Genomic DNA, 20771 nt, shown 5'->3' with positions numbered 1-20771 from the left:
CGCCGGGTCAGCGGCGCACGAACGGCAGGGCGACGAACTTCGGGTAGCTCCACCACTGGCCGCCGTTGGCCTTGGTGCTGCCGATGATGCAGAAGATCACCCCGGTCAGGAGGTGCAGCGCGGCCAGGGCCATCAGGCCGAAGGCCACGAAGGGCAGCCAGACCGGTCCGCCGTGGTCGTACGCGGCCACGGAGGCGATGCCGCCGACGTAGCCGACGATGCCCAGGAGGCCCGCGATGGCCGCGGTGATGCCGTAGTTGATCCCCTGCGCGGCGTGGTGCCGGATGAAGGGGTCGTGCTTGTTGCGCTCGTTGGAGCGGATGACCAGCGGGGTCACCCAGGCCAGCGCCCAGCCCAGGCAGCACATGCTGCTGCCCGCCACCACGGTGAGGAGCGCGCCCAGGTGGGCCCACATGGCCGGTGTGGTGGGCGGCCGCAGCGGTGGGGGCGGGAACGGCAGCGGCCCCTGGGCGTGGCCGTAGCCGTAGCCGTACGGGGGCTGCGGCGGTGCGGGCGGCGGGTACGGCGGGGGCGGCGACGGCATGGCGTGGGGCCCCTGCGCCGGACCCGGCTGCGGTGGCACGGGCGGCACGGTGTCCCGCGGCGGTACGTCGTCGTGCTTGCTGAAATCGGTCATGGAGAACCGCCCCCCGTCGTTTGGTCCCCGGATCCTACGGCCTCATCTGATCAGCCCGTCGGCGGGGCGGTCCCGGAAGAGGAAGGCGCCCACGACGCCGCCGAGGAGGCCGAAGAGGTGGCCCTGCCAGGAGACCCCCTGCGCGGTCGGCAGGACACCCCACAGGATCGAGCCGTACGCCACCGCGACGACCAGCCCGACCGCGATGTCGATGAGGCGCCGGTCGACGAAGCCGCGCACCAGCAGGTACCCGAACAGGCCGAAGACGACGCCGGAGGCGCCGGCGGTGTTGGTGTGCGGCGGCGCCACCAGCCAGACCCCGCCGCCGCTCGCCATGACGATGACGAACACCACGCTCAGCAGGCGGGTCGTGCCGCGCAGCGCCGCGAGGAAGCCCAGCACCAGCAGCGGCAGGCTGTTGGCGGCGACGTGGTCGAAGCCGAAGTGGATGAACGCGGCGGGGATGATGTCGCGCAGTTCGCCGATCTGCCGCGGCACGATCCCGAAGGTGTCGAGCGCGTGATGGGTCATCACGTCCACGCACTCGATCAGCCAGAGCAGCCCCACCCAGATGAACATGATCGCCGCGGCCGTCTTCGCCCGCTCTCCCGGAGCGGCGTCGCCCCGGACACGCCGCCGGGCGTCACCGGCGTCATGGCCGGCGATGGGTTCGTACGCCACAGGCCCCCCTCGTGGTGGTGGACCGCCCGCCGGTCCGGCCGGGCTCCCCTCACGGTAGACAACGACGACGGCATCCGCGGCGGTTCCCGGGCCCACTCGTCCATTCCGCCCAGCCGGACCGGCCGGGGTCGTGCCACGGGTGGCCGGATAGGCTCGCGGCATGGACGACAGCGAACGCGGGACACCGTGGGTGGTCGGGGTCTCCGGGGCTTCCGGGACGCCGTACGCCGCGGCGGTGCTGCGGGCGCTGCTGCACGCCGGCGAGGCGGTGGACCTGGTGGTCAGCCGGGCCGCCCGGCTCACCGTCCTGGACGAGACCGGGTCGCCTTTCCGGGACGCCCACTGGCGCGAGGACCTGGCCCGCTGGCTGGCCCGCGGCGCGGACGGCACCCCGGACCGGTTCGAGACCGATCTGAGCCGGGTGCGCCACTGGTCCGCCGGGGACCTCGCGGCCGGGCCGAGCTCGGGTTCGTACCCGGTCAAGGGGATGCTGATCGTGCCGGCGAGCACCGCCTGCGTGGCGGGCGTCGCCCTCGGGCTCTCCAAGGACCTGCTGCAGCGGGTGGCGAGCGTCACCCTGAAGGAGCGCCGGCCGCTGGTGGTCGCGGTACGGGAGACGCCGCTGGGCGGGCAGACCCTGAGGCACCTGGTCGCGCTGGACGAGGCGGGCGCCGTGGTGCTGCCGGCCTCGCCCGCCTTCTACGCCGGGGCCAGGGACATCCAGGACCTGGTCGACTTCGTCGCCGGCCGCGCGCTGGACGCCGTACGGGTGCCGCACAAGCTGTACCGCCGCTGGGAGGGCGAGCTGGGGGCCGCCGGGGCCGGGGTCGACGGGGCTGCCGCGGATTGATGCGCAGGGCACATCCCCGTTCATGCCTTAGATTCTTGTCCTGACAGCGCAGTCGCGGCACGAATGAAGGGGTCCAGTCTGATGGACGCGGTGGACAGGCAGCTCATCCAGGCCCTCCGTGAGAACGGCCGGGCCTCGTACGCCGAGCTGGGCCGGCTGGTGGGCCTGTCCGGACCGAGCGTCACCGACCGGATCAACCGGCTGGAGCAGGCCGGTGTCATCACCGGCTACCGCGCCACGATCCGCCCCGCGGCGCTCGGCCTGGGGGTCACCGCGCTGGTGGGCCTGCAGCTCAGCGACGCCGCCGACCACGAGGACGTGGCGACCCGGCTGCGCGACCTGGACGAGATCGAGGACTGCTGGTTCATCGCCGGCGACGACTCGTACATGCTCAAGGTGCGCGTCCCCGACGTGGACGGCCTGGAGCACACCATCCGCCGGCTGTCCGGCACCAAGGGCGTCGCCCGGACCCGCACCACCATCGTGCTCTCCACGAAGTGGGAGAACCGGGTCGGGGAACTTCCCGAGAGCATCTAGGCGTAAGGTCGGACGGTCGATTACGGATGGTGAAGGCGAGGCGGGCGATGGACGCGGGGCTCAAGCGCGAGCTGGAGGAGAAGGTCTACGCGGGTGAGCGGCTGACCCGCGAGGACGGCATCGCCCTCTACGAGTCCGACGATCTGGCCTGGCTGGGCGGTCTCGCCCACCACGTGCGGACGCGGAAGAACGGTGACGTCGTCCACTTCAACGTCAACCGTCACCTCAACATGACCAACGTCTGCACCGCCTCCTGCGCGTACTGCTCCTTCCAGCGCAAGCCGGGGGAGAAGGACGCCTACACGATGCGCATCGAGGAGGCCGTCCGGCTGGCGAAGGAGATGGAGGGCGAGAACCTCACCGAGCTCCACATCGTCAACGGCCTCCACCCGACGCTGCCGTGGCGCTACTACCCGCGCTCGCTGAAGGCGCTCAAGGAGGCGCTGCCGGACGTCTCCCTGAAGGCCTTCACCGCCACCGAGATCCACCACTTCGAGACGATCTCCGGGATGAGCGCGAGCGAGATCCTGGACGAGCTCATCGAGGCGGGCCTGGAGTCGCTGACCGGCGGCGGCGCCGAGATCTTCGACTGGGAGGTGCGGCAGCACATCGTCGACCACCGCACCCACTGGGAGGACTGGTCGCGCATCCACCGGCTGGCGCACGAGAAGGGCCTCAAGACCCCGTGCACCATGCTGTACGGGCACATCGAGGAGCCCCGGCACCGGGTGGACCACGTGCTGCGGCTGCGCGAGCTGCAGGACGAGACGGGCGGCTTCCAGGTCTTCATCCCGCTGCGCTACCAGCACGACTTCGTGGACCTGAAGGACGGCAAGGTCCGCAACACCCTCCAGGCGCGCACCACGATGGCCAGCGGCGCCGAGGCGCTGAAGACCTTCGCGGTCTCCCGGCTGCTGTTCGACAACGTGCCGCACGTGAAGGTGTTCTGGGTCATGCACGGCGTGCAGACCGCCCAGCTCGCGCTGCAGCACGGCGCGGACGACATGGACGGCTCGGTCGTCGAGTACAAGATCACGCACGACGCCGACAACTACGGGACGCCCAACAAGCTCACCCGCGACGACCTGCTGGAGCTCATCCAGGACGCGGGCTTCCGTCCGGTGGAGCGCAACACCCGGTACGAGATCATCCGCGAGTACCCGGGTCCCGACGCGGCGCGCCGCGAGTCGCCGCAGCCGATGCGTCTGTGAGCCCGGGCGTGCGCCGTCGCGCGACGGCGCACGCCCAGCGCACATTTCCCGGCCCCCGGAACTCACGCGGGGGCTTCGAGGCCTCCCCTTCACCCTGACGTCGTCCGGCGGCCGGACGCCCGTCGATCGGTGTCAGCCTCGATGCCTAGGGTGTGCGCCATGGCACTGCGCTTCACCCTCGACCCCGAGCTCACCCCCGAACTGCGGGAACAGCTCGTCTCCCTGTGGACCGACGTCTCCAACGCGGGCGGCGCCGTCGGCTTCGTCGCGCCCGTGGCCCGGGCCGACGTGGCCCTCGAGGCGGAACGGCACTACGCGGCACTGTCCGGGGGCAGGGCGCACATGGTCGCCGGTTTCGACGGCGACCGGCTGGCCGCCTCGACCTTCCTCACCTTCAACACCCACCGCCTGATGAGGCACTGGGCCTGGCTGTACACCGTGATGGTCGACCCGTCCCTGCAGGGCCGCGGGAACGGCGCGGAGTTGCTGCAGGCCGCGGAGCGGTCCGCCCGCGACCTCGGACTGGAGGGGCTGAAGCTCACCTGCCGCGGCGGCATGGGTCTGGAGCGCTTCTACGCCTCGGCCGGCTACAAGGAGGTCGGGCGTGTCCCTGCGGCGATACGCGTCGCCGCAGGTGACGACCGTGACGACATCACGATGTGGCTCCCGCTGACCTGACCCTTCCGGGCCCGTGCTTCACTGATACGGGTACGTCCGGTACCTCCCGCAGGCCGGAACGAGGGAACGAAGGAAGTGGCTACGACCGTGAGCTGGAAGCCGAGCCCCATGCTGCGCTACTCCCTGATGCGTCTCGGCCTGTTCGCGGCCTGCTTCCTGGCGATCTGGGGCCTGGTCTACGTCCACGTGCTGCCCGCCGGCCTCGGCGACTCCAACCTGCTGTGGGTGATGCTGCTCGCGCTGGTGATCAGCGCGCCGCTCAGCTTCGTCGTGCTGCGCGGGGTGCGCGAGGAGGCCTCCGTGCAGGTCGCCGAGCGCGTGGAGCGCACGAAGGCCAACCTCGCCGCCAGCGCCTCCCAGGAGGACGAGGCGGACGACGCCTCGCGTGCGGCGGCGCAGCGCGGCTGACACACCGGAGGCCGGGACGCACACCGCCGGCCACCCCGACGGCTGAGCCGTCCTCCACCGTCAGGCGCGCACCGCCGGCGAGCCCTTCGCGGCCGAGGCGGACGCCCTGCGCGAGGGGCTCCTGGCCGCGGAGTCCCCGGCCGACCGGCCAACGGCGCGTCCGGCGCCTTCGGCGTCCGTCCCGGGCCCGAGGACACCGCCGCCCCGCTCGCCCGCGCCTGGACCCCAGGGTCCGACGGTCCCGGTGAGATGGATCCGGTCCCCGGAGCGGACGACGAAGCTCCTTCCCTTGCCCGGCCGGGAGGGGTCCGGGGCCGAGGCCGCGTAGGTGACGGTGGCGGGCAGCAGGACGGGGGCCTTGAACTCGGCCCGCAGGGTGACCGTTTCGGCGTCCTCGGGCACGGCCTCGGCGGCGCAGCGCGCGACGGTCCACATCCCGTGGGCGATGGCGCGGGGGAAGCCGAGCGGCCGCGCGGTCAGCGGATGGACGTGGATCGGGTTCCAGTCACCCGACACGGCGGCGTGCCGGCGCCCGAGGCCGGCGGGGAGCCGCCACTGCGCCACGGCGGGCAGTTCCGCCCCCTCGGCGGCCGCGGTGCCGCCGCCGACCGGGGCCCCGCCTCCCGTACCGCCCGCGCGGGTCCGCGCGAGGTAGCCGCTGCGGTCGCGCCAGACGACCTCCCCGCCGACGGACGCCTCGGTGACGAGCACGACCTCCACGCCGCGCCGGTGGACGCGCAACTGATCGGCGTGCACGGTGATGTCGGGGCGGTCGCCGGGCAGCAGCGGGCGCCGCTGGACGATCTCGATCCACGTGTGCACGAGGCCGAGCAACGGCAGCGGGAAGCTCCGCCGGGCCATCAGCCGGGCGGCGAGCGGGAAGCCGAGGACGTGCGGGTAGGTCAGCGGGAGCCGTTCCGCAGGGGGGAAGCCGCACACCTCGGCGTACGCGGCGAGCCGCCGGGGGTCCACCCGGACGTCCGGCGCGGTCATGTGACCGGCGGGCAGCGGCGCGTCGGCGGCCGGGTGCTTGCCGAGGCCGGTCAGTACGCCTCGGGCGAAGGTGAGGAGCAGGGGCATCGTGGGTTCCCGCGCGGGTCGGTGGGCGGTCGGTGGGTGGTCTACCCACACGTGATGTTACCGAAAGTAACAGCCCCGGCGTGAGCGCCGGAAGCGGATGCGTCACAGGGCCGGGGCCCGACCGGGCGCCCTGGTCTCCGACGCGGAACTGCCGGTCGACCTCCACTCGGCCGTGGACGACGCGCATTCCACCGTTTACCGTGCCGAGTCCCTGGGCCGTTTCGCCGTGCTCCCCGTCGAATTCAGCGGTCGGGGCATCCCACCGCGTCCAGGAAACCGCGCCGGGCGGTCGTCGCCGCCGAATTCGCACAGGAGATCGAGGTGCTTTGCGCCGCGTTCTGACCGGGGCCCTGCAAAGGCAGGAGCCCCGCACGACCGTGCGGGGCTCCTTGGGTACTGCTCGTTGGGTGCGACGTGTCAGTCCGCGATCAGGCGGGGGAGACGTTCTCGGCCTGCGGGCCCTTCGGACCCTGCGTGACGTCGAAGGTCACCGCCTGGTTCTCCTCCAGCGAACGGAAGCCGGAGGCGTTGATCGCCGAGTAGTGGACGAAGACATCGGGGCCGCCGCCGTCCTGGGCGATGAAGCCGAAGCCCTTCTCGGCGTTGAACCACTTGACGGTTCCGGTAGCCATAAGCCCTCCTTGGGCCAAAGGGTTGCCCTGCTCCAGAACCTGCCCTGCGCACTGCAAGAAGTCTGAAAACTACAAAAGCCCGCGGTCACATGCTCCGCAGGCTCTGTACTGCAAGGGAAACCAAACTGCAACTTGCGACGACAGTAGCACGGAGCATCTGCGGCGGGGAAGAGCGACAAGATCGGTTTTCAGCCGTGCCGCGGGACGCGCGAACGCGGCGTGGACGAGGTGCCGGACTGCGACGGCCCGGCGTGGGAGGCCGGTACCCGCCGCAAGATCCCGGGGGCGGGGGTCTAGCCTCCTGATGTGGACAAATCTGCGCCTCTTCCCTCCGCCGGTGGTGTGCGCCGGGCCCGGCCCCGCGTCGGGCACATCCAGTTCCTGAACTGCGTACCCCTTTACTGGGGGCTCGCCCGAACGGGTGCCCTGCTCGACCTGGAGCTGACCAAGGACACGCCCGAGAAGCTCAGCGCCCAGCTCGTCTCCGGGGACCTGGACGTCGGCCCGATCACCCTCATGGAGTACCTCCGGAACGCCGACGAGCTGATCGCGCTCCCGGACATCGCCGTCGGCTGCGACGGGCCGGTGATGTCCTGCGTGATCGTGAGCCAAGTGCCGCTGGGCGCGCTGGACGGCTCCCGGGTCGCCCTCGGTTCCACCAGCCGCACCTCGGTCCGCCTGGCCCAGCTGCTGCTCGCCGAGCAGTACGGGGTCGAACCCGAGTACTACACGTGCCCGCCCGACCTCTCGCTGATGATGCAGGAGGCCGAGGCGGCCGTCCTGATCGGGGACGCGGCGCTGCGCGCCTCGCTGCACGACGCGCCGCGGCTCGGCCTGGAGGTCCACGACCTCGGGCTGATGTGGAAGGAGTGGACCGGGCTGCCCTTCGTCTTCGCCGTCTGGGCCGCCCGCCGCGACTACCTGGAGGCCCTTCCCGCCGTGGTGCACGAGGTGCACCAGGCCTTCCTCGCCTCCCGCGACCTGAGCATGGAGGAGGTGGAGAAGGTCGCCGAACAGGCCGCCCGCTGGGAGGCCTTCGACGCCGGCACCCTCCAGCGCTACTTCACCACCCTGGACTTCTCGCTCGGCCCCGAGCAGCTCACCGGCATCGCCGAGTTCGCCCGCCGGGTGGGCTTCCCGGCGCAGGCGCGCGTCGAACTGCTGGGCGCCGGGGGCTGATCCGCAGGGCCGGCGGCAGCCCGCCGCCGGCCCGGGCCCGGCCCGCGGGCCCACTACGATCGGCGACGGCCCCGGCTGGGGTGACCACGGCGGCCACGGGTACAACTCCACTGACCTTCCGCACCGGCGAGAGGCGCGCAGATGCAGCCCCTGCAAGCGAACGACCCCCCGGCGATCGGCCCGTACCGCCTCCTCGGCCGGCTGGGGGCCGGCGGGATGGGCCGGGTCTACCTGGGGCGCAGCCCCGGCGGCCGGACGGTGGCCGTGAAGGTGGTGCGCTCGGAGCTCGCGGACGACCTGGAGTTCCGCACCCGGTTCCAGCGGGAGGTCGACGCGGCGCGCCGGGTCGGCGGTGCGTGGAGCGCGCCGGTGCTCGACGCCGACACCGACTCGCCGGTGCCGTGGGTGGCCACCCGCTACGTCGCCGGTCCCGCCCTGTCCGAGGCCGTCGCCACCTTCGGGCCGCTGTCGCCGCAGGGCGTACGGGCGCTGGGCGCCGGACTCGCCGAGGCGCTGGAGGCCGTGCACGAACGGGGGCTGGTGCACCGCGACATCAAACCGTCCAACGTGCTCCTCTCGCTCGGCGGTCCCGTGCTGATCGACTTCGGCATCGCCCGCGCCATGGACGCCACGGCCGCGCTGACCAGCAAGGGGGTCGTCGTCGGATCGCCCGGCTACATGGCGCCCGAGCAGGTCACCGGCAGACCCACCGGCCCCGCAGCCGACATCTTCGCCCTCGGCGCGGTGCTGGCCTTCGCCACGACCGGCCGCGGCCCCTTCACCGGGGACAGCGCGGCCGTCCTGCTCTACAAGGTCGCCCACGAGGAGCCCGAACTCGACGGCATGCCCGATGAGTTGCGCCGGATTGCGGAGTCCTGCCTCGCCAAGGACCCCTCGGTGCGCCCGACGCCCCGCCGGCTCGCCGAACTGCTGACGGCCGGCGGCGACGCCGCCTCGCTGGTGCGGGCCGGCTGGCTGCCGTCCCCGCTGACGGAGCGCCTGGGGAGGCAGGCCGTCGAGCTGCTCGACCTCGAACCGACCCCGCCCCCGGGCTCGAACGGCCCGGTCGGCGGTCCCCCCGTCGGGATCACCGGGGGGACCGCCGGGGGGCCGGGCGGCGGCTACGGCTCGTACGGTTCGCACCCCTCGTACGGGTCGTTCGGGCCGCCGCCCTCGCTGACCGAGCCCCAGGACGCGCCGCCGTTCGCCGCCACGCCCCCGCCCGCCCCCGTCCCGGGCCGGCGCCGCGGCCGCGCCGCCGCGCTGGCCGCGACGGGGATCCTGCTGGCCGCGGCCGCCGTGACCCTGGCGCTCGTGCTGCCGGGGCTCGGCGACGACGCGGACCAGGCCAAGGGCGGTGAGCGCACCCCCTCGCAGAGCGCGGGCTCCGGGCCCTCGACAGGGTCCTCGGCCACGTCCTCGGCCACGTCCCCGTCCTCGCCGCCGGCCTCGGAACCGCGGCTGGACGCACTCCCCAAGGCCTTCGTCGGTACGTGGAAGGGCGACACCGTCACCGCCCACGGCGTGCCGGGGACGATGGAGATCACCCTCCGCGAGGGCAAGGTCGGCGCGGTCGTCGGGCGGGACAGGAGCGTGCTGGACCTGCTCGGCCAGTCCTACGACTGCAGCGGCGACTGGAAGCTCGCCGAGGCCACGGAGAAGAGCGTCGTGCTCGACACCAGCGGCGGCACCAACCCGCATCCCGGGGTCTGCTCGGACGGCTCGGCCGACGAGCGGTTCACGCTCAACGCGGACGGCTCGCTGCACTACCGCTCGGGCGACTCCCTGGCCGGTCAGCCGGAAGGGGACCTCAGGAAGCAGGGCGGCTGACCCCCTGGCGTAGGCTGGGCGCGTCCGTCACGACCCCCGGAAGGGATGCCCCGGTGAGCGAGAACGCCGACCTGCAGTCCGTCCTCGACCGTGCGGCCGACGGCGGCCGCATCACGCCCGAGGAGGCGCTCGACCTCTACCGCTCCGCGCCCCTGCACGCCCTCGGCGCCGCCGCCGACGCCGTACGCCGCCGCCGCTACGCCGGCACCGAGCACATCGCGACGTACATCATCGAGCGCAACATCAACTACACCAACGTCTGCGTGACGGCGTGCAAGTTCTGCGCCTTCTACGCCGCGCCCAAGGACACCGCCAAGGGCTGGACCCGCGACCTCGACGACATCCTGCGCCGCTGCGCGGAGACCGTCGAACTCGGCGGCACCCAGATCATGTTCCAGGGCGGCCACCACCCCGACTACGGCGTCGAGTACTACGAGAAGCACTTCAGCGCCATCAAGCAGGCCTTCCCGCAGCTGGTCATCCACTCCCTCGGCGCGTCCGAGGTCGAGCACATGGCCCGCATCTCCAAGGTGCCGGTGGAGGAGGCCATCACCCGCATCCACGCCGCGGGCCTGGACTCCTTCGCGGGCGCCGGCGCCGAACTGCTGCCGGCCCGGCCGCGCAAGGCGATCGCCCCGCTGAAGGAGAGCGGCGAGCGCTGGCTGGAGATCATGGAGGCCGCGCACAACCTCGGCGTCGAGTCGACCTCCACGATGCTCATGGGCACCGGCGAGACCAACGCCGAGCGCATCGAGCACCTGCGCATGATCCGTGACGTCCAGGACCGTACGGGCGGCTTCCGCGCCTTCATCCCGTACACCTACCAGCCGGAGAACAACCACTTGAAGGGCCGCACGCAGGCCACGCTCTTCGAGTACCTGCGGATGATCGCCATCGCGCGGATCTTCCTGGACAACGTCGCCCACATCCAGGGCTCCTGGCTCACCACCGGCAAGGAGGTCGGCCAGCTGTCGCTGCACTACGGCGCCGACGACCTCGGCTCGGTGATGCTGGAGGAGAACGTGGTCTCCTCGGCCGGCGCCAAGCACCGCTCCAACCGGATGGAGCTGATCCACCTGATCCGCGCCGCCGGCCGGGTCCCCGCCCAGCGCGCCACCACCTACGAGCACCTCGTCGTCCACGACGACCCGGCGAACGACCCGGTCGACGACCACGTCGTCTCCCACCTGTCGTCGACCGCCATCGAGGGCGGCACGGCGCACCCGGAGCTGAAGCTGCTCAGCACCTCCTGACCCCGCCGATGCTGACGATCCATTCCGGGACCGACGGCACGGCCCTGCTGGTGGACGGCGGTCTCGTCGCCGCCGTCGGCCCGCTCGACGCGCTACGGGCGGCCCACCCGGGCGCCCGTGTCCGGAGCTGGCCGGGAGCGCTGCGTCCGGGCCTGACCCACGAGGGCGGGCTCCCGCAGGCGCCCACCCCGCGCGAACGCGTGCACGCCCTGCTGCTGCGCGGGGTCACCGCCGTCGCCACCGCCCCGGCCGACCCCGCGCTGCGCTCCGCCCTGGACCGCAGCGGGCTGCTGCCGGCCCGCCAGGCCCCGCCCCTGGAACCGGGCGTCCGGGCGGACTTCGCCGTCTTCGACGAGCAGGGCGCCTGCCTCGCCACCGTCGTCGGCGGCCGGCTCCTGCACCGCAGGGCCTGACGGGCCCACCCCCACCAGCGCGCCCGACGGACCGCCGCGCGGCCCCGGGCGGTGCTCCGCGCGGGCGCTCGCCCCCGGATCCCGCCCGGCCTCCCGTGGCGGTAGCCAGGGCCCCTGCGCGGGACGCGGGGCCGCCGGGTGAAGAATGGGGGGCGTGACCCGAGCCTCCCTGGACAAGCAGCCGCACGAAGTCGCCGCGATGTTCGACGACGTCGCGGCCAACTACGACCTGACCAACGACGTGCTGTCGCTCGGCCAGGACCGCCGCTGGCGCAAGGTCGTCGCACAGGCCCTCGCCGTCCGTCCCGGCGAGCGCGTGCTGGACCTCGGCGCCGGCACGGGCACCTCCTCCCTGCCCTTCGCCGAGGCGGGCGCCCACGTGGTGCCCTGCGACTTCTCCCTGGGCATGCTGCGGGAGGGCAAGCGCCGCCACCCCTTCCTCCCGCTCACCGCGGGCGACGCGACCAGGCTGCCGTTCGCCGACGGGGTCTTCGACGCCGTCACGATCTCCTTCGCGCTGCGCAACGTCCACGACACCGACGCCGCGCTGCGCGAGATGCTGCGGGTCACCCGTCCCGGCGGCCGGGTCGTCATCTGCGAGTTCAGCCACCCCACCTGGGCGCCGTTCCGCACGGTCTACACCGAGTACCTGATGCGGGCGCTGCCGCCGGTCGCCCGCGCGGTCAGCAGCAACCCCGACGCGTACGTCTACCTCGCCGAGTCCATCCGGGCCTGGCCCGACCAGCCCGGCCTCGCCGCGCGACTGCAGAAGGCCGGCTGGTCGAAGGTCGCGTGGCGCAACCTGTCGGGCGGCATCGTGGCACTGCACCGCGCGGTGCGCTAAGCCGGGGCGCCCGGCCCGCGCGCAAAAGCGGCCACATAGACTGCACGGGTCCGGTCCGGCCGCCGCCGGCTGGTCGCAGACAGGCCCGCATCAGCCCAGAGCAGCGAGGAGCACCGTGACCGAGACCGCCGCTTCGGAACGCAGCGCCGATGTGATCGTCGTGGGTGCCGGGCCCGCAGGTTCGACGACGGCGTACTACCTGGCGAAGGCGGGACTCGACGTCCTGCTGCTGGAGAAGACCGCCTTCCCGCGCGAGAAGGTGTGCGGCGACGGTCTGACGCCCCGGGCGACCAAGCAACTGGTCGCGATGGGCATCGACATCTCCGAGGAGGCCGGCTGGCTGCGCAACAAGGGCCTGCGCATCATCGGCGGCGGGGTCCGGCTGCAGCTGGATTGGCCCGACCTGGCCTCGTTCCCCGACTACGGGCTCGTGCGCAAGCGCGAGGACTTCGACGAACTCCTCGCCGGCCAGGCGCAGAAGGCCGGCGCACGGCTGTACGAGCGCTGCAACGTGGGCGCCCCGATCCGGGACGAGCGCACCGGCCGCATCACGGGCGTCGAGGCCAAGCTGGGCGAGGAGAAGACCCCGGTCACCTTCCACGCGCCGCTGGTGGTCGCCGCGGACGGCAACTCCACCCGGCTCTCCCTCCAGATGGGCCTGCACCGCCGTGAGGACCGCCCGATGGGTGTGGCCGTCCGCACGTACTTCACCTCGCCGCGGCACGACGACGACTACCTGGAGTCCTGGCTGGAGCTGTGGGACCGGCGCGTCCCGGGCAACCCGCGGCTGCTGCCCGGCTACGGCTGGATCTTCGGCATGGGCGACGGCACCTCCAACGTGGGCCTGGGCGTCCTCAACACCTCCGCCTCCTTCAAGGAGCTGGACTGGCGTGAGGTGCTGAAGGCCTGGTGCGCCTCGATGCCCGAGGAGTGGGGATACACCGAGGAGAACATGACCGGGCCGATCCGCGGCGCGGCGCTCCCGATGGCCTTCAACCGCCAGCCGCACTACACCAAGGGCCTGCTGCTGGTCGGTGACGCGGGCGGCCTGGTCAACCCGTTCAACGGCGAGGGCATCGCCTACGCGATGGAGTCCGGCCAGATCGCCGCCGACGTCATCGTCCAGGCGCACGCGCGCGGCACCGCGGCCCAGCGGGAGCTGGCGCTCCAGTCGTACCCGCGGATCCTCAAGGACACCTACGGCGGCTACTACACGCTCGGCCGGGCCTTCGTGAAGCTGATCGGCAACCCGAAGGTCATGAAGCTGGCGACCCAGCGCGGCCTGACGCACCCGATGCTGATGCGCTTCACGCTGAAGCTGCTGGCGAACCTCACCGACCCGTCGGGCGGCGACGCGATGGACCGCGTGATCAACGGTCTGTCGAAGGTGGCGCCGCGCTCCTGACGCCCCGGCATCCGCTTGCCGCGCCGGCCCGTGCTGCACGGGCCGGCGCGGCTTTTTGCTGCCGTCACATCGCGAGAGGGTATCCGCAAACGTCCCTAACATTACCTTCACGGGGTAGGATGCGTCCCCATGGAGAGGGAGTGGTTGTCCGTCGAGCAGGTCGCGGACCGGCTCGGCCTGCACGTGCGCACGGTCCGCGGCTACATCCGCGACGGCCGGCTGAAGGCCGTGCGCATCGGCAAGCAGTACCGCGTCGCCCGGGCCGACCTGGACGCACTCACCGGTGCGCCGGCCGCCGCCCGGCACCGGGTGGAGGTCTCGGCCATCGTCGAGGTCGACGGCATCGGGGCGGCCGCAGCGGACCGTCTGAGCACCCTGCTCGTGGCCGGCGCCCAGATGGCGCGGGACCCCCACGAGTTGGCCCGGGTCCGGACGGCGTACGACGACGAGCGCTCGCGGCTGAAGGTCGTGGTGCTCGGCGGCGCCGCGGCGACGGCGGACGTCCTGCGCACCGTCGACGGCGTCCTGGGAGGGGAGAACGACATGTTCCCGGAGGAGCAGGCCGAGGACCCGGAGGCGGGCCGTGGCTGACGTGGTGACCGAGCGAGGGGGCGTGCCCGTCCTCGTCTGCGGCGAGGAGGGCGCGAGGATCTCCGGCGTCCAGGACGCGCTCGACGTGATCGGATCCGCCTTCTCCCGGGCGGAGGTGGTGGCCGTGCCCGTCGGCCGGTTCGACGAGCGGTTCTTCGTCCTGCGCACCGGGCTGGCGGGGGAGATCCTGCAGAAGTTCGTCAACTACCGCATCCGGCTCGCCGTCGTGGGTGACGTCTCGGCGTACACCGCGGCCAGTACGGCCTTTCGCGACCTGGTACGCGAGTGCAACCGCGGCGACCGCACCTGGTTCGTCGACGACCTCGAAGCGCTCGACGCCCGCCTGGGCTGACCGGGCGCCGGCCGGCCCCAGGGGCGAATTCCCCGCATCATGGCGCCCGTTGCCCCGGCCGGCGCCGCGGCCCGCCGGGCGGGACGGCGAACTCCGCCGTCTCGGGGACCGGTTGACACGGGTCGGCGGGAAGGGGCGTGGGCCGGGCGGATCGCCGATCCTCTGACATCGATGTCGTTGACATCGATGTCAGATGCGCCTGCCCCGGAGTCAGCTCGCGCCCGAAATGCGGGATTTGAGGCGTTGTGCTCATACTTTTGATCACTGCTCGGGGATCCGTGATCAAGAGAAGGGTGCAGTCATGAGCACGCGCATAAACCAGGTCCTGGCCGCCGCGGCCGCATCGGTCCTGCTCGCCGGAGGGGGCGTGCTCGCCGCCGGCCCGGCCTCGGCGGCCCCCACGGACCACCGCCCGGGCGACCGCCAGGGCGATGACCGGCGGGGTGACGACCGGCGGGGCGACGACCGCCGCGACGACGACCGCCGGGGCGACGACCGGCGCGACGACGACCGGCGGGGAGACCGGCAGGGGCAGTGCTCGGTCGGGCACGGTTCCTGGAAGCTGGAGTACCGTCCCGGACGCCTGGTGCGGGTGTCCAGCCACGGCCGCGCCAAGTGGGTCCGCACGCCGGGCCAATGGGTCAGGGTCTGGCACAGCGGGGGCCGTGACTGCCACCGTCGATGAACCCGGCGTCCGGAGCCCGGTCCCCCGCCACGGCGGAGCCGGGCTCCGGCCCGTGAGCCCCGGACGGGGCTCCCCGGTCGTCCGGCCCCGTGTGCGGTACGTCTCCTTGCGGCGGGGCCGGACTTTCGTTTGCGGCCGCCTGCCGCGGGGCGCGGTGCGGCGGCGCCCCCTCGCGGCGGCGGGGGAGGAGGGCGCCGGGTGGCCCGGCGCACACGTGCGTGGGTCCTGTCCGGGGCACGGAGGACCGCACGGGGCGGAACGGAGGAGGCCGCCGGCCCGGTGCGGGCCGGCGGCCTCCGTGGGGACGGGGCGCGTGATCAGAGCACGCGGACGGCGGACGTCGGCATGTAGTTGGACATCTGCTGGATGACGACGCCCTTGCTCGGGTTCGCCGCGTCCAGGTACTGCCCGCCGCCGATGTAGACGGCCACGTGGTAGGCGGAGCCGACTCCGCCCCAGAAGACGAGGTCGCCCGGCTGGACCGCGCTCACGGAGATCTGGGTGCCGAAGGTCGACTGCGCCTGCGAGGTGCGCGGGAGCTCGACGCCGATGGTGCGGAAGGCGGCCTGGGTGAGACCGGAGCAGTCGTACGCACTGGGGCCCGTGGCGCCGTAGACGTACGGCTTGCCGACCTGGGCCTTCAGGAAGCCTATGACGGAGGCGACGCTGCCCGTCGCGCTGGAGGAGGAGGCCAGCGCGGTGCGTCCGGCGGAGCGCGACGCGGTCGCGGTCTCGCGCGCCTTGGCGGCCTTGGCCGCGGCGCGGTCGCGCGCGTCGGCGGCGGCCTTCTTCTTCTGGGCGGCCTTCATGGCCTCGGTGCGGGCCTCCGCACGGGCGGCGTCCAGCTGCTGCTCGACGACGGTCTCGTCGATGGCGTCAGCGGCCTCCGCGGCGGTGGCGGTGGTGGAGAGGGCGGGGATGACGGGGATGCTCCCCGTGGTCGCCGGGTCGGCGGCCGAGGGCTCGGCGTTCGCCGAAGACGACATTCCGGTCAGGGCGAGCGTTCCGATGACGCCGCCGGCGACTCCTGCGCGGCGCACCCAGTTGGGGCTCTGCGAGGCGCGTCGCCGGCGGCGTATATGCGAGGTCTGAAGGGACATGAAGACTTGGGTATCAGGCCCGGTCGGTTCCGTTCAACAAAAGTGTGATGCGCCACAGTTGGCTGTCGAGCAGTGGTATTGTCCCTTTTTTGATCTTCCTTATTCAGGATGTTCTGGACATTCAAGTCCAAATCCTCGTGCGCGCGTTCACGTGCCTCCGGCCGCCGTCAGCGGGGTGTTTCGCGGCTCATCCGCAGGAGTGGCGAGGCGCTATCACGTCCCCCGGTCCAGCTCCAATTTGCCTTCGATCGTCGGCGCCTGATAGTGCGGCACCCTTGTTCACCAGCGGAAACGCAGGAAAATGTGACTTCTGGTGATCGTTTGGGATTACTGAGTGAGAAGATCACCGCTCATCCCCGTTCATGATCGTTCGCCTGGTGTCAGAGATCACAAAGGTCAGAGTGAACCCCGTGTCGCAGATCACAGACCAGGAGGCATAGGATGCGGGCAGTCTGGGCTTGTGAACTGCCTCACATGGAGAGGATCTAGGTGGCGCGGGGCGCACGTCCGGGCACGGTCCGTCATCAGTCATCGTCGACTGGAAGGAGCGGGGACGTGAATGCCTACGCGCCCATCCTCGTGCTGGGCGGCCTCGGGGCCGGCTTCGCGATCTTCTCCGTGGTCATGGCCTCCATCATCGGCCCAAAACGGTACAACCGGGCCAAGTTGGAGGCGTATGAGTGCGGCATCGAGCCGACTCCGCAGCCAGCCGGGGGCGGCCGTTTCCCGATCAAGTACTACCTGACGGCGATGCTCTTCATCGTCTTCGACATCGAGATCGTCTTCCTTTACCCCTGGGCCGTCACGTTCGACGCCCTCGGGGTCTTCGGGCTCGTCGAGATGCTCCTCTTCGTGCTCACCGTCTTCGTCGCCTACGCCTACGTCTGGCGTCGCGGCGGCCTGGAATGGGACTAGGGGCGGAGAATAGCCATGGGTATTGAAGAGAAGTTGCCGAGCGGCTTCCTGCTCACCTCCGTCGAGGCGGCGGCCGGCTGGGTCCGGAAGGCCTCGGTCTTCCCGGCCACGTTCGGCCTCGCGTGCTGCGCCATCGAGATGATGACGACCGGGGCCGGGCGGTACGACCTGGCCCGTTTCGGCATGGAGGTCTTCCGCGGGTCCCCGCGCCAGGCGGACCTGATGATCGTGGCCGGCCGGGTGAGCCAGAAGATGGCCCCCGTCCTGCGCCAGGTCTACGACCAGATGCCGAATCCCAAGTGGGTGATCTCGATGGGGGTCTGCGCATCGAGCGGCGGGATGTTCAACAACTACGCCATTGTGCAGGGTGTTGACCATGTGGTGCCTGTTGACATTTATCTCCCTGGATGTCCGCCCCGTCCCGAAATGCTGATGGACGCGATTCTCAAGCTCCACCAGAAGATCCAGCACAGCAAGCTCGGCGTGAACCGCGAAGAGGCCGCGCGCGAGGCGGAGGAAGCGGCGCTGAAGGCGCTGCCGACGATTGAGATGAAGGGGCTCCTCCGATGACGGATTCCCCGGACACCCCGAACCCGGACAAGGACGTCAACGCGGCCGGGCTGCCCGGCCAGCGCGGCGACCACGGGGAGGCGATCCGCGTCCAGCGCGGCATGTTCGGTGCCCGCAACGGCGGCGACACCTCCGGGTACGGCGGCCTGGTGCGCACCGTGCGGCTGCCCGGGGCGGCGAGCCGGCCGTACGGCGGCTGGTTCGACGACGTCGCCGACGAGCTCGAGGGTGCCCTCGAGGAGCAGGGCCTCGTCCCGGACAACGCGATCGAGAAGGTCGTCGTGGACCGCGACGAGATCACCTTCCACGTCGCGCGCGAGCACCTCCCGCTGGTGGCCAGGACCCTGCGCGACGACCCCGCGCTGCGCTTCGAGCTCTGTACGGGCGTGAGCGGCGTCCACTTCCCCGAGGACAAGGGCCGCGAGCTGCACGCCGTGTACCACCTGCGCTCGATCACCCACAACCGGCTGATCCGGGTGGAGGTGAGCGTCTCCGACGAGGACCGGCACGTCCCGTCGCTCGTCGAGGTCTACCCGACCAACGACTGGCACGAGCGCGAGACCTACGACTTCTTCGGGATCGTCTTCGACGGCCATCCCGCATTGATGCGGATCATGATGCCGGACGACTGGCAGGGCCACCCGCAGCGCAAGGACTACCCCCTCGGCGGCATCCCCGTCGAGTACAAGGGCGCCCAGATCCCTGCTCCGGACCAGCGGAGGTCGTACTCGTGAGCACTCACCACGCACCCCGGCAGGCATCGGAGCGGGAGACCACCGAGGGCCGGGTCTTCACGGTCACCGGCGGCGACTGGGACGAGCTGTCCGAGACCGTCGGCAAGGCCGACGACGAGCGCATCGTCGTCAACATGGGCCCGCAGCACCCGTCGACCCACGGCGTGCTCCGGCTGATCCTCGAGATCGACGGCGAGACGGTCACCGAGGCCCGCTGCGGCATCGGCTACCTCCACACCGGCATCGAGAAGAACATGGAGTTCCGGACCTGGACCCAGGGGTCCACGTTCGTGACGCGCATGGACTACCTCACGCCGTTCTTCAACGAGACGGCGTACTGCCTGGCGGTGGAGAAGCTGCTCGGCATCACCGACGCGGTCCCGGACCGCGCCTCGGTCATCCGCGTGATGCTGATGGAGCTCAACCGCATCTCCTCGCACCTGGTGGCCATCGCCACCGGCGGCATGGAGCTCGGCGCCACCACGATCATGATCTACGGTTTCCGCGACCGCGAGATGATCCTGGACGTCTTCGAGCTGATCACCGGCCTGCGGATGAACCACGCGTTCATCCGCCCCGGCGGCCTCGCCCAGGACCTGCCGCCCGGCGCCGTGGACCAGGTCCGCGAGGTCGTGAAGAAGTTCCGCAAGAACCTCCCCGAGTACGACAAGCTCGCCACCGGCAACCCGATCTTCAAGGCCCGCATGCAGGACGTGGGTTACCTGGACCTGGCCGGCTGCATGGCGCTCGGCGCCACCGGCCCGATCCTGCGCTCCACGGGCCTGCCGCACGACCTGCGCAAGTCCCAGCCGTACTGCGGTTACGAGACCTACGAGTTCGAGGTCCCGACCGTCGACACCTGCGACTCCTACGGGCGGTTCCTGCTCCGCCTGGAGGAGATGCGGCAGTCGCTGGACATCGTCGAGCAGTGCCTGGACCGGCTGGAGCCCGGCCCGGTCATGGTCGCCGACAAGAAGATCGCCTGGCCCGCGCAGCTCGCGCTCGGCCCGGACGGGCTCGGCAACTCGCTCGACCACATCAAGAAGATCATGGGCACCTCCATGGAGGCCCTGATCCACCACTTCAAGCTGGTGACCGAGGGCTTCCGGGTCCCGGCCGGCCAGGCGTACGTCGCCGTCGAGTCGTCCAAGGGCGAACTCGGCGTCCACGTGGTCAGCGACGGGGGCACCCGCCCCTTCCGCGTCCACTTCCGCGACCCGTCCTTCACCAACCTGCAGACCATGGCGGCGATGTGCGAGGGCGGCCAGGTCGCCGACGTCATCGTCGCGGTGGCGTCCATCGACCCCGTGATGGGAGGCGTCGACCGGTGACTGAGGTATCACTCGGCATCCCCGCGATGCCCGCGCCGGACTACCCGGCCGACGTACGGCAACAACTGGACGCGGACGCGGCGAAGATCATCGCGCGCTACCCCGGCAGCCGCAGTGCCCTGCTGCCGCTGCTGCACCTGGTGCAGGCGGAGGAGGGCTACGTCTCCCGCACCGGGGTGCGCTTCTGCGCAGAGCAGCTGGGGCTGACCACGGCCGAGGTCACCGCGGTGGCCACCTTCTACTCGATGTACCGGCGGGGGCCCTCCGGCGAGTACCAGGTCGGGGTCTGCACCAACACCCTGTGCGCGGTCATGGGCGGCGACGCGATCTTCGACGAGCTCAAGCAGCACCTCGGCGTCGGGAACGGCGAGACCACCGACGACGGCAAGATCACGCTGGAGCACATCGAGTGCAACGCGGCGTGCGACTTCGCCCCCGTGGTGATGGTCAACTGGGAGTTCTTCGACAACCAGGACCCCGCGTCGGCCAAGCGGCTCGTCGACGACCTCCGCGCCGGCCGCACCGTCGAACCCACCCGCGGCGCTCCGCTCTGCACGTACAAGGAGACGTCCCGGATCCTCGCCGGGTTCCCCGACGAGCGCCCCGGCGCCGTCGAGGCGAGCGGCGGCGCCGGCCCCGCCTCGCTGGCGGGCCTGCGGCTCGCCCGCGGCGAATCGCTGCCGGGCACCGGGGCCGGCGTGCCCCGGCAGACCTCCGCCCCGCCGCAGGACGAGACACCCCCGGCCCACCCCAGCTCCCACGACGCTCCGTTGGACTCCGCGGTCTCCGACCCGGAGCACCCGGCGGGACCGGTCACGCAGGAGCGTCCGACGGAAGGTGAGGAGGACCGGTGAC

Annotated in this window: 24 protein-coding genes; 19 read left to right on the top strand and 5 right to left on the bottom strand. The window is 71.8% G+C overall.

Annotation, left to right across the window (positions count from 1 at the left end; genetic code table 11):
- Positions 1-7: 7 nt before the first annotated feature.
- Positions 8-637, bottom strand: coding sequence for a DUF4870 domain-containing protein (locus tag OG937_20340; protein WUD73868.1), 630 nt, complete (start codon positions 635-637; stop codon positions 8-10).
- Positions 638-679: 42 nt separating this feature from the next.
- On the bottom strand, positions 680-1216 hold the full coding sequence (locus OG937_20335; GenBank protein ID WUD78825.1) for a rhomboid family intramembrane serine protease: 537 nt from the start codon (positions 1214-1216) through the stop codon (positions 680-682).
- Between the two features lie 262 nt (positions 1217-1478).
- On the opposite strand from OG937_20335, the gene OG937_20330 reads away from it, so the two are divergent.
- The 5 genes from OG937_20330 (at position 1479) to OG937_20310 (ending at position 5002) form a co-directional block, all read left to right on the top strand.
- The gene (locus OG937_20330) at positions 1479-2168 is read left to right on the top strand and encodes a UbiX family flavin prenyltransferase (GenBank protein WUD73867.1); all 690 of its coding nucleotides are present in this window, start codon (positions 1479-1481) and stop codon (positions 2166-2168) included.
- A gap of 81 nt (positions 2169-2249) precedes the next feature.
- Positions 2250-2705 (top strand): Lrp/AsnC family transcriptional regulator, encoded by a 456-nt coding sequence (locus OG937_20325; protein WUD73866.1) that lies wholly within the window; start codon positions 2250-2252, stop codon positions 2703-2705.
- Between the two features lie 47 nt (positions 2706-2752).
- Positions 2753-3916, top strand: coding sequence for an aminofutalosine synthase MqnE (gene mqnE / locus OG937_20320; protein ID WUD78824.1), 1164 nt, complete (start codon positions 2753-2755; stop codon positions 3914-3916).
- Between the two features lie 159 nt (positions 3917-4075).
- Positions 4076-4594: a GNAT family N-acetyltransferase gene (locus OG937_20315; protein WUD73865.1), complete on the top strand. Its 519-nt coding sequence runs from the start codon at positions 4076-4078 to the stop codon at positions 4592-4594.
- Between the two features lie 108 nt (positions 4595-4702).
- Positions 4703-5002, top strand: coding sequence for a DUF4229 domain-containing protein (locus OG937_20310; protein ID WUD78823.1), 300 nt, complete (start codon positions 4703-4705; stop codon positions 5000-5002).
- A 60-nt stretch (positions 5003-5062) separates the two neighbouring features.
- On the opposite strand, the gene OG937_20305 is transcribed toward OG937_20310, so the two are convergent.
- Positions 5063-6082, bottom strand: coding sequence for a MaoC/PaaZ C-terminal domain-containing protein (locus OG937_20305; protein ID WUD73864.1), 1020 nt, complete (start codon positions 6080-6082; stop codon positions 5063-5065).
- A 428-nt stretch (positions 6083-6510) separates the two neighbouring features.
- Positions 6511-6714: a cold-shock protein gene (locus OG937_20300; protein WUD73863.1), complete on the bottom strand. Its 204-nt coding sequence runs from the start codon at positions 6712-6714 to the stop codon at positions 6511-6513.
- 306 nt (positions 6715-7020) lie between these two features.
- Between OG937_20300 and OG937_20295 the strand changes: the two genes are divergently transcribed.
- From OG937_20295 to OG937_20255, 9 genes are all read left to right on the top strand, one after another.
- The gene (locus tag OG937_20295) at positions 7021-7893 is read left to right on the top strand and encodes a menaquinone biosynthesis protein (protein ID WUD73862.1); all 873 of its coding nucleotides are present in this window, start codon (positions 7021-7023) and stop codon (positions 7891-7893) included.
- 141 nt (positions 7894-8034) lie between these two features.
- Positions 8035-9723 carry a serine/threonine protein kinase gene (locus tag OG937_20290; GenBank protein ID WUD73861.1) on the top strand — a complete coding sequence of 563 codons (1689 nt, stop codon included), beginning with the start codon at positions 8035-8037 and terminating at the stop codon, positions 9721-9723.
- Positions 9724-9776: 53 nt separating this feature from the next.
- Positions 9777-10976, top strand: coding sequence for a dehypoxanthine futalosine cyclase (mqnC, locus tag OG937_20285; GenBank protein WUD73860.1), 1200 nt, complete (start codon positions 9777-9779; stop codon positions 10974-10976).
- Between the two features lie 8 nt (positions 10977-10984).
- A complete protein-coding gene (locus OG937_20280; GenBank protein ID WUD73859.1) occupies positions 10985-11389 on the top strand; it encodes a hypothetical protein in 405 nt (134 codons plus the stop codon).
- Between the two features lie 154 nt (positions 11390-11543).
- Complete coding sequence (locus tag OG937_20275) at positions 11544-12233, top strand: demethylmenaquinone methyltransferase (protein ID WUD73858.1); 690 nt, start codon at positions 11544-11546, stop codon at positions 12231-12233.
- Positions 12234-12348: 115 nt separating this feature from the next.
- The gene (locus tag OG937_20270; GenBank protein ID WUD73857.1) at positions 12349-13638 is read left to right on the top strand and encodes a geranylgeranyl reductase family protein; all 1290 of its coding nucleotides are present in this window, start codon (positions 12349-12351) and stop codon (positions 13636-13638) included.
- Positions 13639-13767: 129 nt separating this feature from the next.
- Positions 13768-14229: a helix-turn-helix domain-containing protein gene (locus tag OG937_20265; GenBank protein ID WUD73856.1), complete on the top strand. Its 462-nt coding sequence runs from the start codon at positions 13768-13770 to the stop codon at positions 14227-14229.
- On the top strand, positions 14222-14581 hold the full coding sequence (locus OG937_20260; protein WUD73855.1) for a DUF4180 domain-containing protein: 360 nt from the start codon (positions 14222-14224) through the stop codon (positions 14579-14581). The genes OG937_20265 and OG937_20260 overlap by 8 nt, the downstream gene beginning before the upstream one ends.
- 301 nt (positions 14582-14882) lie before the next feature.
- On the top strand, positions 14883-15266 hold the full coding sequence (locus OG937_20255) for a hypothetical protein (protein ID WUD73854.1): 384 nt from the start codon (positions 14883-14885) through the stop codon (positions 15264-15266).
- 317 nt (positions 15267-15583) lie between these two features.
- Here the strand turns inward: OG937_20255 and OG937_20250 are convergent, their stop codons facing one another.
- Positions 15584-16366 (bottom strand): C40 family peptidase, encoded by a 783-nt coding sequence (locus OG937_20250; GenBank protein WUD73853.1) that lies wholly within the window; start codon positions 16364-16366, stop codon positions 15584-15586.
- 555 nt (positions 16367-16921) lie between these two features.
- Between OG937_20250 and OG937_20245 the strand changes: the two genes are divergently transcribed.
- From OG937_20245 to nuoE, 5 genes are read left to right on the top strand one after another with little or no spacing between them, the layout of a single operon-like run.
- A complete protein-coding gene (locus OG937_20245) occupies positions 16922-17281 on the top strand; it encodes an NADH-quinone oxidoreductase subunit A (GenBank protein WUD73852.1) in 360 nt (119 codons plus the stop codon).
- Positions 17282-17296: 15 nt separating this feature from the next.
- The gene (locus tag OG937_20240) at positions 17297-17851 is read left to right on the top strand and encodes an NADH-quinone oxidoreductase subunit B (GenBank protein WUD73851.1); all 555 of its coding nucleotides are present in this window, start codon (positions 17297-17299) and stop codon (positions 17849-17851) included.
- Positions 17848-18585 carry an NADH-quinone oxidoreductase subunit C gene (locus OG937_20235; protein ID WUD73850.1) on the top strand — a complete coding sequence of 246 codons (738 nt, stop codon included), beginning with the start codon at positions 17848-17850 and terminating at the stop codon, positions 18583-18585. Before OG937_20240 ends, OG937_20235 begins: the two co-directional genes overlap by 4 nt.
- The gene (locus OG937_20230; protein ID WUD73849.1) at positions 18582-19916 is read left to right on the top strand and encodes an NADH-quinone oxidoreductase subunit D; all 1335 of its coding nucleotides are present in this window, start codon (positions 18582-18584) and stop codon (positions 19914-19916) included. The genes OG937_20235 and OG937_20230 overlap by 4 nt, the downstream gene beginning before the upstream one ends.
- Before the next feature lie 26 nt (positions 19917-19942).
- On the top strand, positions 19943-20770 hold the full coding sequence (gene nuoE, locus OG937_20225; GenBank protein WUD78822.1) for an NADH-quinone oxidoreductase subunit NuoE: 828 nt from the start codon (positions 19943-19945) through the stop codon (positions 20768-20770).
- Position 20771: the final 1 nt, after the last annotated feature.

It is taken from the genome of Streptomyces sp. NBC_00510 (assembly GCA_036013505.1).
Lineage (GTDB): Bacteria > Actinomycetota > Actinomycetes > Streptomycetales > Streptomycetaceae > Actinacidiphila.
Note: the sequence above shows the minus strand (reverse complement) of the source record. Positions and strands in the feature narration are given on the sequence as shown.